Here is a 13,423-nt window from a genome sequence, read left to right as displayed (position 1 = left end):
ACAGTAGCACGTAGCACTGTATGGTTGCGGCGGACCGCGCGAGCCGGAAGGAGACGCCCATGCCCACGGACTTGCTGCGCATCGGCGAACTCGCCGCGCACGCCGGGGTCAGCACCCGCACCGTCGACCACTACACCCGCCTGGGCCTGCTTGTTCCCGCCGAGCGCAGCGGCGGCAACTACCGCCTCTACCGCCCGGCCGACATCGACCGGATAGCCCTCATCCGCGAGTTGGAAACCCACGGCATCAGCCTCGAGGACATCGCCGCCGCCCTCACCACCCCCGGCACCGGCCTGCCCGCCGCCCTGGACCGCGTCGCCCACGACCTGCGTGCCCTGCAGGCCGCCGCCGACACCGCCGCCCCCGAAGCGCACGGCCTGCTCGCCGCCATCACCGCCCGCGTCCACAGCCTGATCAACCTCGCCCTGCACATCCCGCCCGACCTGTTCCTGCCCTAACCCCCAGCAGCACACCACAGGAGGCACACATGATCGGCTTCATCGTCGCCGGACTCGTCATCGGCATGCTCGCCCGCCTCGTCAAACCCGGCAAGCAGAACCTCAGCGTCCTGGCCACCCTGCTGCTCGGCCTCGCGGGCTCGGTCATCGGCGGCACCATCGCCAACCTCCTCGACACCGGCGACATCTTCGAACTCAACGTCCTCGGCTTCATCATCGCCGTCATCGCCGCGTTCCTGCTCATCGGCGTCGCCGAAACCCTCACCACACGGCGCAAGCGCAGCCACTGACCCGCGAGGCAACCCGGGCGCTGGCGTGGTGCTCGTCGCCAGCGGTATCGCCGGCCGGTATGTACGGTCACAAAGGAATCTGATACCCACCGACCGACGCGACTGACGGCCCTATCCCGTCCACCTGCCACACCGTCCACCACCGCACCCGCGCAGGCGACGCCCGACAGCGCCCAGCACGACAGAACAGGCCCCACACATGGAATGGATGCTCAGCCCCGAGCTGTGGATCGCCTTCGGCACCCTTCTGCTGCTGGAGGTCGTGCTCGGCATCGACAACATCGTGTTCATCTCCATCCTCGCCGACCGACTGCCCGCCCACCAACAACAACGCGCCCGCCTCATCGGCCTGTCACTGGCCCTGATCACCCGCCTGCTCCTGCTGGCCTCGCTGTCCTGGGTCATCGGCCTGACCGCGCCGCTGTTCACCGCACTCGGGCAGGACATCTCCGGCCGCGACCTGATCCTGCTGCTGGGCGGACTGTTCCTGCTCGGCAAGGCCACCTACGAGATCCACGAACAACTCGAAGGCCCCGAGCACGGCACCAACCGCAAAACGGTCTCCTTCGCCGCGGTGATCGCCCAAATCCTCGTCCTCGACGTGGTGTTCTCCCTCGACTCGGTGATCACCGCCGTCGGCATGGTCGACGAACTCGGCATCATGATCGCCGCCGTGGTCGTGGCGATGGCCATCATGCTCGTCTCGGCCAAGAAGATCAGCGAGTTCGTCAACCGCCACCCCAGCGTGAAGATGCTGGCCCTGTCGTTCCTGCTGCTCATCGGCGGCAGCCTCATCGCCGAGGGCCTCGACCAACACATCCCCAAGGGCTACGTCTACGGCCCCATCGCCTTCTCCATCCTCGTGGAATCCCTCAACCTCCGCGCCCGCGCCAAACGCGCCCAACAACCGGTGCACCTGCACCCCACCTACGTCAAGAACGACCCCTCACAGAACTGACCACCATATGGACAAACGACCCGATCGACATCCCGCCCTGGTGGCCGACCAATCGGACCGGTTGAGCCTCCGGAGCCCGACCCTGACCTACCACGCGTGGTCCCTCAGAGCTGGGACCGTTTGCCCATCGAGGCGAGCGGTAAACCTCCTGTTGGGACGACCAGCCAGCGTTCCGGCGCAAGCAGGAAACTGCGGTCGCTCGCACTGGAGGCCACCTGGGAAGTGCGTTGATCACCGATGACGAGCGCACGGATCTCTACGTAGTCCAACGCGCGGCTGTGATCACCGTGGTCGCGCTGCTTTCGTGGAGGTCGGCCTGCTACAGACGCAGATTTTTGCCGATGTTGTTGACGGCGTCGCCTGCAGCGCTGCTGGCGCCGTCCCATGCAGGGAACGGTGGGGGACCTCGGGGTCCCTGGCGACAGTGGCCAGGGCTGCGCGGCTGGTCTCCCTCAGCGCGGCGATGAAACCGAACAGCGACGCCGACAGCAGCGTGACGTACGCGAGGTACAGCGGGTTGTACGCCACCCCGAGGGCGTAGTTGGCGTAGACGTACAGCAGGTAGCCCAGCGAGCCGGTCATCAGCAGCGTCCCGCGCGGGGAGCGGTCGCGGTGTCGCAGCCAGGCACCGACCAGCAGCGGGATGCCGAGCGCGAGGATGACGGCGTCCACGGCGGTGTTGCTCGCGGCGGTGAAGACCGTGTCGTAGCGGTACAGCCCGTCCCCGGCCAGCTGCGCCATCTGCCCGCGGGGGGTCACGACAGGTGTCGGGTCTCCGGACGGCCGCCAGAGCAAGCCGGTCGCCGCTACCGCCGCTCCCACGGCGGCGATCAGGCCGGGTAGGCGGCGCAGTGCTCCTCGCACGTGACTCCCCCTCCCGTTCGGCCCGTCTCAGGGCGGCGGCTCACATAGCCCGGCAACCACCGGTCGATTCCACACATGACGCTATTGCCGCCGTGGGCCCGGTCGACACCGCCCAAGTACCAGGACATGAGAGGCCAAGGGCCTGGCGGCGGCTCGGCGAGGCAACACGCCGCACCCACTTCGAGGCACGGCCTGCCGCTCCACTGTTTCATGCCTGCGGGGATGCCGAGGTCAAGCTGTCCTCGTGGCTGTCGCGCGCCGCGGAACTCGAGAGGTGCCGGTGACCGCGAGCAGGTTCATGGCCATGCGGGGCATTGATGCGCCATGGTCTGTTTGTGTCCCCGCGTTCATTGGTGTGTCCCCAGGCTCGGCCGTGCGGGTCGTCGTCGTAGTGGAAGCCGATGCGGTTGCGGAGGTCGCGCAGGGCCGGGTCGCGGCGGAGGTGCGCCCCGATCGCGGCTGCCTCGCTGCTCCACTGGACGCGACCGACGAGCAGGACCCTGCCGTCCTGGAAAGCTGCCCGAACCCGTGTGGTGTCGATGCCAGGGACTGTGCGCAGGGCGGCTTCGGCGAGGGCCAGCGGGTCCGATTCGAGTGGTGGGGTCCTGGGCGTGGGAATCGGGGTGATGGTGCTGGGCATGTCGACCTCCAAGGGGTCAACCGCGGGCGCGGATGGCGTGCTGCACGCGCGTGGCGCGGCGTTGGGTGGCTTGGGCGCGTTCGCGGATTTCGGCGGGGGTGAGGACGTGGGCGTCGGGGCCGGGGAAGACCAGCGTGTGGCGGTCGGTGTCGGTCCAGCGGACGAGGTAGGGCGGGGTGCCGTCGGGGTGGCCGACCTCCTCGATGTGGCCGAGGCGTGCTTCGCGGTGGTCGTCGGCGCGTTCGACGACCAGCCAGTCTCCGGGGTGGGCGTGCATGGCGGTTCTCTCCTGGTGTCAGAGCAGCGGGCCGGCGGTGGATGCCTTCGCCGGGGAGTTGGCCCGCGTGGGCGCGAGGGCGTTCGGGATGAGCACGACGGGCACGCGGGCGTGGCGGACGCAGTAGGCGGCCACCGACCCCAGGAGCGCCGATAGCACCGGGCCCGCGCCGTGGCTGCCGAGCACGAGCATGGCGGCGCCGTCGGCGGCGGCGAGGAGGGAGTCGGCGATGGTGCCCCCGAGGACCTGGTGCTCCACCGGGACATCCGGGTGCCGCGCCGCGGCGTCCTCAACCTGAGCGGCGATTTCCGCGGCGTCGGGGTGGACACCGCGGGGGCTCACGGTGACGGCGCTGACGCGGTGGTGACCGCGTCGGTCGGCCTCCGCGATCGCCCAGCGCAGTGCGGCGAGCGCGAGGTCCGAACCGTCAACACCCACGACGATCACGCCGGTCGACATTGCTTTCACGATGTGCTCCTTAACTCGTCGGTACATCGATCCTGACCGGCGCGACTGGTTGCCACTACGCACGACGGTCCCTGCTGGACGGGACTTTGTCCCCGACGCTGGGCGCGTCGACGGCGACGATGCACGGACGGCACCGGGCGGGGAGCGGCACGAGCCACCGAAGATCGCGCGGACGGCCTGCCGCGGGGTTCGGCCTACCACCGCGATGTCCGTTTGTGCTTGGGTTCGGGACCTTGGGATCCGCCTTGGTGGTGATGACACCCGTCCCGGTGCGGGTGGGCCGAAGGTCCCGCGCGTTGAGCCGCTTGCGGCACTGGGGCTTGGTCCGGTGCCAGGCGATGGTGGTCGTATGAGCACGACTTCCCCGAGCGCGGGGTCTCCGGCCGTGGCACGTGTGCGTGGTCTGCCGCTGGGGCGGTGGGTCGGTGTCGTCACCGTGGCCGAGTTCAGTGGTTTCCTGGCGCCCGCGGTGGTTGGCGTGCTCACCGTGCATGCGGCCACGGAGGTTGCCGTTCCCGTCTTGCTCGTGGCGGGGGCGTTGGAGGGTGCGGCGCTTGGTTTCGGTCAGGCGGTCGTCCTGCGTGCTGTAGTGCCCGGTCTGCCGCTTTTTCGGTGGGTGGGAGCAACAGCGGTGGGCGCGCTAATCGCGTACTTCCTGGGGCTTCTGCCGTCGATGCTGCTATCGCCGTGGGCGCTGGCGGGATTGGGCGCTTTGCCGCTGACCATCGGGTTCCTCCAGTGGCTCGTGCTGCGTCGCCTCGTGGCCCGGTCGGCGAGCTGGATCGCGGTGACGGCGATGGCGTGGATCGCCGGTTTGGCCGCGTTCCTCGCCCTGGCGACGCCGTTGTGGCACGAGGGACAGGCGGTGGCTGAGAGCATCCTGATCGGCGCGGGCGCCGGACTGGTGATGGCCGCGATCGTCGCCCTGATCACCGGGCTCGGGCTGCGGGAGATCCTGCGATGACCGCGACCACTCTCGACGCGGGGCTCTCGGCGGCCGAAGCCGCCACCCGCCTGCGCCATGACGGCCCCAACCGGCTGCCCGAGCCGCGCCGCACACCTGCCGTGCTCGTGCTGGCCCGTCAGTTGGTGCACTTCTTCGCGATGATGCTGTGGGCGGCCGCGGGGCTGGCGGTGCTCGCGGGCATGCCGGAACTGGGCGTGGCGATCGCGGTGGTGGTGGTCGTCAACGCCCTGTTCTCCTTCGCCCAGGAATACCGCGCCGACCGCGCCGCACAGCGGCTGCGCGACCTGATGCCCGTGCGGGCAACCGTGCGCCGCGGTGGACGGGCAGTCGTCGTCGCGGCGGAGGACCTGGTGGTCGGCGACCTCCTCGTGCTGGAGGCGGGCGACCGTGTGTGCGCCGACGCCGAAGTGCTCGCCGGTAGTGGACTTGCCGTGGACGAGTCCACGCTGACCGGTGAGAGCCTGCCGGTGCGCAAGCAACCCGGTGATCCGCTCACCGCGGGAACCCACGTCGTGGAAGGGATCTGTCAGGCCCACGTGACCGCGACCGGGGCGGGCACCCGCTTGGCCGCCGTGGCGGCGGTGACCGCGGGTGCCCGTCGCCCGCCCAGCCCGCTGGCTGTGCGGCTGCACCACACGGAGCTGATCGTCGCGGGGGTGGCCCTCGGTGTCGGCCTGCTCTTCTTCGGCATCGCCATGCTGCTGGAACTCCCCTTGGCCGAGAGCTTCCTGTTCGCCATCGGTGTCACCGTGGCCTTGGTCCCGGAGGGCCTGCTGCCCACGGTGACGTTGTCGCTGGCGGTGGCCGCTCGGCGGATGGCCGCGCGCAAGGCGCTGGTCCGCAGACTGGAGGCCGTGGAGACGCTGGGGGCCACGACGTTCATCTGCACCGACAAGACCGGCACCCTCACCCGCAACGAGATGACCGCCGTCCGCGTGTGGACTCCGGCAGGCCTGGTCGAGATCTCCGGCAGCGGATACGGGGAGGAAGGCGCCGCGACGGGAGCGGCGGACGCCCTGGCACTGGTTCCCGCGGTGGCCGACTCCGCCGCGCGGTGCTCACCGGACGCGCACGTCGTCACCCTGCACGGCCGACCGCACCCTGTCGGCGACCCGATGGAGGTCGCCCTGCACGTGCTGGCGACCAAGGCGGGCGTGCCCGCGCCGCCTGCCCCCACCGCGCGCACGGCGTTCGACCCGCGCAGGCGGCGCTCGTCGGTGGTGGACCGCGACGGCGTCCACGTCGTCGGCGCCCCTGACGCTGTCCTGCCGCTGTGCCGGGCGGTACCAGAGGAAGCGCACCGCCAGATGGCGGCGCTCAGCACGCGGGGGCTGCGGCTGCTGGCCGTCGCCCACCGGTCCGGCCCTGGCGAAGACGAGCGCGACCTGGACCTGCTCGGCCTCATCGCACTGGAGGACCCGCCTCGGCCGGACATCACCGAGTCGATCGCCGCGTGCAGGCGAGCGGGCATCCGCGTCGGCATGGTCACCGGGGACCACCCGGGCACCGCCGCGGCCATCGCCCGCGAGGTCGGTTTGGCCACCCCCGGAGCCCCCGTCCTGACCGGGGCGGACCTGCCCGCCGACGACGCCGCCCTCGCCGAGCTGGTCGACCGTGACGGCGTGGTCGTCGCCCGTGTCCAGCCGGAGGACAAGCTGCGCATCGCGCGGGCGCTGCAATCCCGCGGGCACGTGGTGGCCATGACCGGCGACGGCGTCAACGACGGCCCCGCGCTGCGCGCGGCGGACATCGGCGTGGCGATGGGGGCCTCCGGCACCGATGTCGCCCGCGAAGCCGCGGACCTGGTGCTGCTCGACGACCACTTCGGCACCATCGTGGCCGCTGTCGAGCTGGGCCGGGCCACGTTCGCCAACATCCGCCGGTTCCTCACCTACCACCTGACCGACAACGTCGCCGAGCTGGCGCCGTTCGTGATGTGGGCGCTGTCGGGTGGGCAGATCCCGCTGGCCATCACGGTGCTGCAGGTGCTGGCCATCGACATCGGCACCGACCTGCTGCCCGCGCTGGCTTTGGGCGCCGAGCCTGCCAATCGGCGCACGCTCTCCGGTCCGGCCCGGCGTGGTCAGCTGCTCGATGGCCCGGTCGTGCGCCGCTCGTTCGGACTGCTCGGCCCGGTCCAAGCCGTGGCGGCCCTCACCGCCTTCCTCATCGTCCTGACAGTCGGCGGCTGGCGTTTCGGCACCGACCCCGATCCCGCCCTGCTCGCCACGGCGTCGGGCACCGCGTTCGCCGCGATCGTCCTCGGCCAACTCGGCACCGCGCTCGCCTGCCGCTCCGAGAGCCGCTGGGCGGGCTGGCGCGGAAACCCGGCACTGCTCGCCGCGATCGCGGTCGAACTGGTCGTGCTCGGTGTCTTCCTCTACGTGCCGCCCATGCCCGAACTGCTCGGCGGTACCGGACCCACCGCGCTGGGCTGGATGCTGGCCGTGGCGGTTGTGCCACTGGTGCTCGGCGCGGACCTGACGGCGAAAGCGGTCTGGAGGCGGCGGCGATGACCACTGTGCCAACTAAGGGCCGGGATTCATCGAGCCTGAGAGCCTGCCCAATCCGTCCACGGCGGCGATCGTGCCAACGCGCCGTCCTCGACCGACAGGTGCCGGCTGGATCACCACATCCTGCCCCTGTCGAACATCGAATTGGCCCGCTATCCGGGCACCACTCTCGAGAGGAGCTCGCGATGAGCAATTGGGAACGCCACCGAGCCGCCCGGGTCGTCGCCGCGCGGTCAGTCGACGCCACTGAGACCGCCGACCTGCTGGAGATGCTCGGCCTCACCGCGGCCGAGGGCATCGCCCCCGCCCCCGAACCTCCAGCGCCCGCGTCGTCGAGCGCTGTCGACCTCACCGCGGGCCGGATGGTGGGACTCGCGATGGTCGCCGTGATCCGGAGGGGCGCAGCATGAGCGCCACCGTCGAAGCCGCCATGACCGACCGCGTCCTCGGCATCGTGCCCGAGGCCACCCTCGACACGGCGCTGCGGATGATGGCGCAGGCCCGAGTCCGCCACCTGCCGGTGATCACCAATGGGCGGTGTGTGGGGTTGTTGACCGAGTCCGACGCCCTCTGGCACGCGTGGGCCAGCGGCGACGCGAGCTGCTCGGTGACCGAGGTCATGCGCACGCCAACCCCGTCGGTGGACCTGGCGGTCCCGCTGCCGGAGGCAGCGGCGGCGGTGCTGGAGTCCGGGGCGGACGCGGTCGTGGTCACGTCGGCGGGCGCGGTGGTCGGCATCCTCACCAGCGCGGACCTGGTACGGGTCGTGAGCTGTTGATCACTCGGCGGGCGGCGTGGTCCCCCTTGCGCAGCCTGCCGGCGAGCACGGCGGCTTGGGTGCGGCGCTCGATCTGCAGCTTGGCCAGCACCTTGGAGACGTAGTTCTGCACCGTTTTCTCGGCCAGGCCATGCGATCACCGATCTGGCGGTTGGTCAGCCCCTCGCCGATGAGTTCGAAGACGGCGCGCTCCTGCTCGATCAAGGGAGTCAGCGGCCGGACTCGATGCGCTCGCGGCGGATGCGCTCCAGCAGCGCGGTGGTGGTCCGGCTGTGTAGCAGGGAGCCGCCCGCGCCGACGGTCCGCACGGCGGCGACCAAGTCGGCGCCGAGCACCTGCTTGAGCAGGTACCCGGGATGCCCCGGCCATGATGGCCTCGAAGGGGGCTTCGTCATCGAAGAGGGCTTCGTCATCGGCGAACGAGGTCAGCATGAGGCAGCGCAGTTCGGGGAGACGGGAGCGCAGCTCACGGCACAGCTCCACATCGGTGCCATCGGGCAGGTGCACGTCCAGCACCGCCACCTCCGCGCCGCTGACCGGCACCCGGACCAAGGCCTCGGCCACCGAGCCCCGCTTGGCCGACCACCTCGAAGTCGGGCACGTCCTCGAACAGGTCGGTGATGCCTCCGCGGACGATCTCGTGGTCGTCCACCAGGAAGATCCGTGTCATCGAACACCCTTCTCGCGTTCTGCGGACAGCCCAGGCACGCGAGGAACGAGAGGCAGGCGACCACCGGCCCGGCAGGCCAGGGACCAAAGTCCCACCGTCTACTCGGCGGACAGCCCGACCCTGATCACCACCAGGGGAAACATGTCCACGCCGCGCTCCAGCGCCGTGCTGACAGCCTTGCGTGCCAGGGGCCAGGTCAGGGCGCATGATGACAGGCCGAGCCGGGTGGCGGCCAGCAGGACCGCGCTGGTCGCCTCACCCGCGCGCAGCAGCGCGGCGGTGGTGACCTCGGTGCCACCGAGCACCAGCAGCGTGCCCGGACCGGGTGTCGAACCCGCTCGCCACGGAGCGGGCCTCCCGGCTGCCTCGGCATAGGTCAAGGTAGGCAGCAGGGACCCACACACCGTGTCCGCGGACACGACGGCAGCGCGCACACCAGCACTCTCGGCTGTGGCGGCGAGTGTCGCTACCTGGTCGGGGCGCAGATCCCACCCCATGTACTGGTGGTGGTCGGCGCGTCGCCGGAACAAGGCCGCCGCCCGGTCGATGTCGTCGGGGCAGGCAGCGCGCGGGCGGAACCCGATGTGGGCCAGGGAAACCGGGTCAGGCAGCCTGCGCACGACCGCTTGCCACCCGAAGGCCGCGAACACCACCGACGCGTCGTACAGCGCGGCGCCCGCGGCGAGGACGGTCTCGGCGGACGTGTCGGCAGCACACTGGTGCATCCCGCCTGCGGCAGGCATCCAGTGCCAACCTCGGTGACCGTGCGGGTTCGCAGTCCGGTCCACCAAAGCCAGCGCGGCACGCATGACGGCCGCGTCCGGAAATTCGCCTGCCATCTCGCTCCTCCCGCCGCTCGTGCGGCCAGTCCACACTGGAGCGGGAGCTGCTGCCAGGGCCATCGCACACCACGCTCGAAGGATTCAGGTCCTGGCCGGAGATGCTCTCCGCTGCTGTCCGTGACCTGTCGGTTTCGCGGATTCTGGAGGTGAAGCGACCAAAAAGGATTCATGTCGGTCAACAGCGCCCCGGTCGTCGTCGGGGCCGACGGGTCGGAGTCGAGTCTGGCCGCCGTTCAGTGGGCGGCGCGCGAAGCCGCAGCGAGGGGCACGGATTTGCGCATCGTGCACGCGTTCATCTGGCCCAAGCTGGGTGTCCCGCTCGGTCCCGCCGAGTTCGGCGACATCGACGGCGGGCTGCGCAACGGCGCGCGGCGCATCCTCGTCGAGGCGGTGCACCGGGCCCGCGAGACGGCGCCGGACATCGAGATCGACAGCACCATGCCGGAGACCGTCCCCGTCCCCGCCCTGCTGCGCGAGTCTGGTTCGGCCTGTCTCGTCGTGCTGGGATCGCGTGGCCTGGGCGGGTTCAGTGGCCTGCTGCTGGGCTCGACCGCCGTCCAGGTCGCCGCGCACGCCCCGGTGCCGGTCGTGGTGGTCCGCACAGGCGACTCCGACGCGCGGACGGTGGCCCGCGGCGACGTCGTGGTCGGCGTCGACGGTTCCCGCCACTCGGCCGACGCCATCGACTTCGCCTTCGTCGAGGCGCGGCGGGCTGGGCACCGGGGTGCTGGCGCTGTCCGTCAGCCCGTACGCGATCACCGACCCCGTCGCCGCCGGTGTGCTGCTGGCCGACGACGACGAGCCCGGCCACGCGCGGGCCCTCGCCGAGGCCATGTCCGGGTGGACGGAGAAGTACCCGGACGTGCCGGTGCGCCGCGCGGTCACCCGGGGCCACCCGGCGCGCACGCTCACCGGTATCGCCGCGGGCGCCGCCCTGCTGGTGGTCGGCTCCCGGGGAGCGGGCGGCTTCCGCGGCCTGCTGCTGGGCTCGGTGAGCCAGGGTGTGCTGCACCACGCGACCTGCCCTGTGGCCATTGTGCGCTCGCGGGCGTGAGTGGGCTGAGAGGAAGGGCCGCTTCCGGATTCGGAAGCGGCCCTTCCTCTCGGGCTGTGCCGGTTATCAGGACGGCTTGGCGGCGACCGTCACCGCTTGGACGCCGGGAACGGATTCGGCCAGGACGCGGGCCACGTGCCGGTCGGCGGGGTCGTCCTCGATCGCCCACCACGAGCAGGCGCACGTGCTGCTGGAGGAGTTGATCGCACTCGTCCGCACCGATGGCGTGACCACCTTCACCGTCGACGTGGTCCCGCCAACGATGCCGGATACGCGCTCGCCGCGAAGTGCGACCTCCGAGGTCTGCTCCAAGCCGTGCTGCGCACGGGTCGCCCGTCGGGAGCGCTGCCCCGACCTGTCGCGTGCTTGTGGTGGCCTTCTCCGTCAGGTCATCGCCTTCCGGCGCCGGGCAGCGGGTGGCACACCTCGTTCACGGGTCGGCGCGGGGTGACGGGCAACGCGGCCGCCTTCTCCGCCGCGTAGCCGACCCGGATGACCAGTTGTGGCTCGCCCGCGCCGAAGAGGACGCGTGCGCGCAACCGTGCTCGGATGCCGTCGACCTCGACGTTCTGCGAGAGCGGGCAGCTGGCCAGGCCCAGTGCGGTGGCCGTGAGCAGCACGGCGCTCATCGCCTCGCCCGCGCGGAGCCACGCGGTCGGCGAGTCGTCGCCGGTGGTCAGGAACAGCAACAGCGCCGCGTCGGGCTCGCCCGGTCCGCGGAGCGGGTCGTCGAGCACCCCGCTGGGGAAGTACCGCATGGGCACGCCGCCGTGACGAGGTGCGCCTGGGAGCGCACTGGCGGCCGAGACGCCTTCGGGGAGACCACCGGTGCGGCCCGCCCAATAGGTCAGTTCTCGATGGATTCGCTGGTCGGCTTGCTGGCGGGTCGCTCCGGCCAAGAGGCTGACGGCCACCTCCAGCCGGTCATCCCGGTCCTCGATCGGGACGGCGGTCACGGCGAAGTCCGACGCCGCCCGCACCAGCGCCGCGATGGCCTCGTCCGGGACGGGGCGCGCGCTGTAGCGGCGTCGGTCGGTCCGCCGCAGCGGGATCGCCGCGGCGAGCGGCGCGCCCTGCGGCAGGCTGGGCTGGAGGCTGAGGGCGGCGAGGTGGTCACGGTCAACCGGATCGATCAGGAGATCCACGGTGGACCATCCCTGGGCCGCGAGCGCCACCCTCAGGTGGTGCAGGGCGGCGCCACAGCTCATCAGCAGGTCACGGCCGTGTGGGTCGGTGGCGGTCAGCCATCGGGTGCGATCGGCCATCAGGTGCAGAGAGTGCTCCCCGGTCACCCACGCCCACGGCTGGGTGTTGTGCACGGACGGGGCGCGGCAGGCGAGAGTGATCGCGGACCTGAGTGTCTCGTCGTCCGGCCGCGGCGGCGAATCGGACATAGCGGCTCCTCGGTTCGTTTCCACTCATCACACCGGATGAGGGTTCTGGGCGCTGTCGTCGGATGTCCCGCCTTGCCGGGACGTTGGACCCTCTCCGTGCGCGGGGAACGGCGGGAGGCTGGTCGAAGCCACCAAGGAGACCGCCATGTCCGATGTGGATGGAGCCGAAGTGACAGTGGTCGGTGGTTCGCAGGCCGTCCAGCGGTTGGGCGCCCCGTTATCGAGGGTGCGCCGATGTTCCATCGTTCTCGCGCGGCGCAGCCGCGCTCGTCCGGAAAGGTTCGCTGATGTCCCAGATCATCGCTGCTGTCGACGGCTCTGCCCCTGCCCTCGACGCCGTTCGCTGGGCGGCCCGTGAGGCAGCGGGGCCTGCCGCTGCGGCTGCTGCACGCCTATCCGCCGCCCCCGCCCCGGCTGCCGGCCGCCCTCGACCCTGTCGACCGGTGGGTGGCGGCCATGACCGAGTTCGCCGACCGGGTGCTCGCCGACGCCTCCGCCACCGCCCGCGCCGCGGCGCCCGGCATCGATCCCATTCTCGACCAGCGCATGGGCCCGCCGTCCCAGGTGGTCGTCGAGGCATCCGATGGCGCGCACGCCGTCGTCATGGGCAGCCGCGGTCTCGGCGGGTTCCGCGGTCTCCTCGCGGGCTCGCTGGCGCTGACGATGACCGCCCACTCCCACAGCCCGGTCGTCGTCATCCGCGGCACCGTGCCCCGGCAGGGGCCGGTGGTCGTGGGCGTGGACGGGTCCCCGGCGGGCGAGGCGGCACTCGCCTTCGCCTTCGACCAGGCCGCGCACCACGGCGTCGGCCTGCGCGCCGTCCACGCCTGGAAGGACACCGTCTACGCCAGCGGCTGGGCCCCGCTGCCCTACCTGGCTGGCTGGGACGCGATCGTCGAGGACGAGGCCGCGTTCCTGGCGGAACGGCTGGCGGGCTGGAACGAGAAGTACCCCGAGGTCTCCGTCGAGCGCGTCGTCGTCCGTGACCGGCCCGCCCGCGCCATCCTCGACCACGCCGACGACGCCCAACTGCTGGTCGTCGGCAGCCGCGGCCACAGCCCCCTCGGCGGTCTCGTTCTCGGCAGCACCGCCCAGAGCGTGATGTATCACGCCGAATGCCCCGTGGCGGTCGTCCCCGCACCGTGAGGCGGGGGTGCCCGACAGCATTCGGCCTGTCAACGCTGGCGGTGAACGCCCCGGAGCGATCATGCGATCGCTCCGGGGCGTTTCACCATCCATCACATCGGCTG

16 protein-coding genes and 2 pseudogenes are annotated in these 13,423 nt (G+C 71.3%); 10 read left to right on the top strand and 8 right to left on the bottom strand.

Annotation, left to right across the window (positions count from 1 at the left end; all coding sequences use genetic code 11):
- Positions 1-59: 59 nt before the first annotated feature.
- From ACTG9Q_RS31485 to ACTG9Q_RS31475, 3 genes are all read left to right on the top strand, one after another.
- Positions 60-458 carry a helix-turn-helix domain-containing protein gene (locus tag ACTG9Q_RS31485; RefSeq protein WP_455576594.1) on the top strand — a complete coding sequence of 133 codons (399 nt, stop codon included), beginning with the start codon at positions 60-62 and terminating at the stop codon, positions 456-458.
- 29 nt (positions 459-487) lie between these two features.
- Positions 488-748, top strand: a complete 261-nt coding sequence (locus ACTG9Q_RS31480; RefSeq protein ID WP_455576593.1) for a GlsB/YeaQ/YmgE family stress response membrane protein — start codon at positions 488-490, stop codon at positions 746-748.
- A gap of 199 nt (positions 749-947) precedes the next feature.
- Entirely contained in the window at positions 948-1,706 is a 759-nt protein-coding gene (locus ACTG9Q_RS31475) for a TerC family protein (protein ID WP_455576592.1), read from the top strand.
- Positions 1,707-1,988: 282 nt separating this feature from the next.
- Here ACTG9Q_RS31475 and ACTG9Q_RS31470 read toward each other — a convergent pair whose 3' ends face one another.
- From ACTG9Q_RS31470 to ACTG9Q_RS31455, 4 genes are all read right to left on the bottom strand, one after another.
- Positions 1,989-2,570: a hypothetical protein gene (locus ACTG9Q_RS31470; RefSeq protein ID WP_455576591.1), complete on the bottom strand. Its 582-nt coding sequence runs from the start codon at positions 2,568-2,570 to the stop codon at positions 1,989-1,991.
- Positions 2,571-2,778: 208 nt separating this feature from the next.
- Positions 2,779-3,210: a BON domain-containing protein gene (locus ACTG9Q_RS31465; protein WP_455576590.1), complete on the bottom strand. Its 432-nt coding sequence runs from the start codon at positions 3,208-3,210 to the stop codon at positions 2,779-2,781.
- 16 nt (positions 3,211-3,226) lie between these two features.
- Positions 3,227-3,487, bottom strand: coding sequence for a DUF1918 domain-containing protein (locus ACTG9Q_RS31460; protein ID WP_455576589.1), 261 nt, complete (start codon positions 3,485-3,487; stop codon positions 3,227-3,229).
- An 18-nt stretch (positions 3,488-3,505) separates the two neighbouring features.
- Positions 3,506-3,946 (bottom strand): universal stress protein, encoded by a 441-nt coding sequence (locus tag ACTG9Q_RS31455; protein WP_455576637.1) that lies wholly within the window; start codon positions 3,944-3,946, stop codon positions 3,506-3,508.
- 358 nt (positions 3,947-4,304) lie between these two features.
- On the opposite strand from ACTG9Q_RS31455, the gene ACTG9Q_RS31450 reads away from it, so the two are divergent.
- The 4 genes from ACTG9Q_RS31450 to ACTG9Q_RS31435 all read left to right on the top strand — a co-directional run bounded on the left by ACTG9Q_RS31450 (position 4,305) and on the right by ACTG9Q_RS31435 (position 8,213).
- Positions 4,305-4,919, top strand: coding sequence for a hypothetical protein (locus ACTG9Q_RS31450; protein WP_455576588.1), 615 nt, complete (start codon positions 4,305-4,307; stop codon positions 4,917-4,919).
- Positions 4,916-7,438 (top strand): cation-translocating P-type ATPase, encoded by a 2,523-nt coding sequence (locus ACTG9Q_RS31445; protein ID WP_455576587.1) that lies wholly within the window; start codon positions 4,916-4,918, stop codon positions 7,436-7,438. Before ACTG9Q_RS31450 ends, ACTG9Q_RS31445 begins: the two co-directional genes overlap by 4 nt.
- A 182-nt stretch (positions 7,439-7,620) precedes the next feature.
- A complete protein-coding gene (locus ACTG9Q_RS31440; RefSeq protein ID WP_455576586.1) occupies positions 7,621-7,845 on the top strand; it encodes a hypothetical protein in 225 nt (74 codons plus the stop codon).
- The gene (locus ACTG9Q_RS31435; RefSeq protein WP_455576585.1) at positions 7,842-8,213 is read left to right on the top strand and encodes a CBS domain-containing protein; all 372 of its coding nucleotides are present in this window, start codon (positions 7,842-7,844) and stop codon (positions 8,211-8,213) included. Before ACTG9Q_RS31440 ends, ACTG9Q_RS31435 begins: the two co-directional genes overlap by 4 nt.
- Here ACTG9Q_RS31435 and ACTG9Q_RS31430 read toward each other — a convergent pair.
- Positions 8,176-8,883: pseudogene (locus tag ACTG9Q_RS31430) on the bottom strand (response regulator transcription factor). The gene ACTG9Q_RS31435 and the pseudogene ACTG9Q_RS31430 overlap by 38 nt on opposite strands.
- Positions 8,884-8,981: 98 nt before the next feature.
- Positions 8,982-9,626 (bottom strand): hypothetical protein, encoded by a 645-nt coding sequence (locus ACTG9Q_RS31425; RefSeq protein ID WP_455576584.1) that lies wholly within the window; start codon positions 9,624-9,626, stop codon positions 8,982-8,984.
- A 267-nt stretch (positions 9,627-9,893) separates the two neighbouring features.
- Between ACTG9Q_RS31425 and ACTG9Q_RS31420 the strand changes: the two are divergent.
- Both ACTG9Q_RS31420 and ACTG9Q_RS31415 read left to right on the top strand, forming a co-directional pair.
- A pseudogene (locus tag ACTG9Q_RS31420) lies at positions 9,894-10,265 on the top strand (universal stress protein); the annotation flags it as partial.
- Between the two features lie 184 nt (positions 10,266-10,449).
- Entirely contained in the window at positions 10,450-10,779 is a 330-nt protein-coding gene (locus ACTG9Q_RS31415) for a universal stress protein (protein ID WP_455576583.1), read from the top strand.
- A gap of 66 nt (positions 10,780-10,845) precedes the next feature.
- On the opposite strand, the gene ACTG9Q_RS31410 is transcribed toward ACTG9Q_RS31415, so the two are convergent.
- Together ACTG9Q_RS31410 and ACTG9Q_RS31405 are read right to left on the bottom strand one after the other, a co-directional pair.
- Positions 10,846-10,998, bottom strand: a complete 153-nt coding sequence (locus tag ACTG9Q_RS31410) for a hypothetical protein (RefSeq protein WP_455576582.1) — start codon at positions 10,996-10,998, stop codon at positions 10,846-10,848.
- A 170-nt stretch (positions 10,999-11,168) separates the two neighbouring features.
- A complete protein-coding gene (locus ACTG9Q_RS31405) occupies positions 11,169-12,173 on the bottom strand; it encodes an Acg family FMN-binding oxidoreductase (protein ID WP_455576581.1) in 1,005 nt (334 codons plus the stop codon).
- 354 nt (positions 12,174-12,527) lie between these two features.
- On the opposite strand from ACTG9Q_RS31405, the gene ACTG9Q_RS31400 reads away from it, so the two are divergent.
- Positions 12,528-13,319 carry a universal stress protein gene (locus tag ACTG9Q_RS31400; protein ID WP_455576580.1) on the top strand — a complete coding sequence of 264 codons (792 nt, stop codon included), beginning with the start codon at positions 12,528-12,530 and terminating at the stop codon, positions 13,317-13,319.
- Positions 13,320-13,423 lie beyond the last annotated feature (104 nt).

The sequence above is a fragment of the Actinokineospora lacus genome, assembly GCF_053813445.1.
Note: the sequence above shows the minus strand (reverse complement) of the source record. Positions and strands in the feature narration are given on the sequence as shown.

What these genes read in the sequence shown, in the direction of transcription:
- ACTG9Q_RS31485 (WP_455576594.1), top strand. Translation starts at nt 60, where the DNA reads ATGCCCACGGACTTGCTGCGCATCGGCGAACTCGCCGCGCACGCCGGG.
- ACTG9Q_RS31480 (WP_455576593.1), top strand. Translation starts at nt 488, where the DNA reads ATGATCGGCTTCATCGTCGCCGGACTCGTCATCGGCATGCTCGCCCGC.
- ACTG9Q_RS31475 (WP_455576592.1), top strand. Translation starts at nt 948, where the DNA reads ATGGAATGGATGCTCAGCCCCGAGCTGTGGATCGCCTTCGGCACCCTT.
- ACTG9Q_RS31465 (WP_455576590.1), bottom strand. Translation starts at nt 3,210, where the DNA reads ATGCCCAGCACCATCACCCCGATTCCCACGCCCAGGACCCCACCACTC.
- ACTG9Q_RS31460 (WP_455576589.1), bottom strand. Translation starts at nt 3,487, where the DNA reads ATGCACGCCCACCCCGGAGACTGGCTGGTCGTCGAACGCGCCGACGAC.
- ACTG9Q_RS31455 (WP_455576637.1), bottom strand. Translation starts at nt 3,946, where the DNA reads ATGTCGACCGGCGTGATCGTCGTGGGTGTTGACGGTTCGGACCTCGCG.
- ACTG9Q_RS31450 (WP_455576588.1), top strand. Translation starts at nt 4,305, where the DNA reads ATGAGCACGACTTCCCCGAGCGCGGGGTCTCCGGCCGTGGCACGTGTG.
- ACTG9Q_RS31445 (WP_455576587.1), top strand. Translation starts at nt 4,916, where the DNA reads ATGACCGCGACCACTCTCGACGCGGGGCTCTCGGCGGCCGAAGCCGCC.
- ACTG9Q_RS31440 (WP_455576586.1), top strand. Translation starts at nt 7,621, where the DNA reads ATGAGCAATTGGGAACGCCACCGAGCCGCCCGGGTCGTCGCCGCGCGG.
- ACTG9Q_RS31435 (WP_455576585.1), top strand. Translation starts at nt 7,842, where the DNA reads ATGAGCGCCACCGTCGAAGCCGCCATGACCGACCGCGTCCTCGGCATC.
- ACTG9Q_RS31425 (WP_455576584.1), bottom strand. Translation starts at nt 9,626, where the DNA reads ATGCCTGCCGCAGGCGGGATGCACCAGTGTGCTGCCGACACGTCCGCC.
- ACTG9Q_RS31405 (WP_455576581.1), bottom strand. Translation starts at nt 12,173, where the DNA reads ATGTCCGATTCGCCGCCGCGGCCGGACGACGAGACACTCAGGTCCGCG.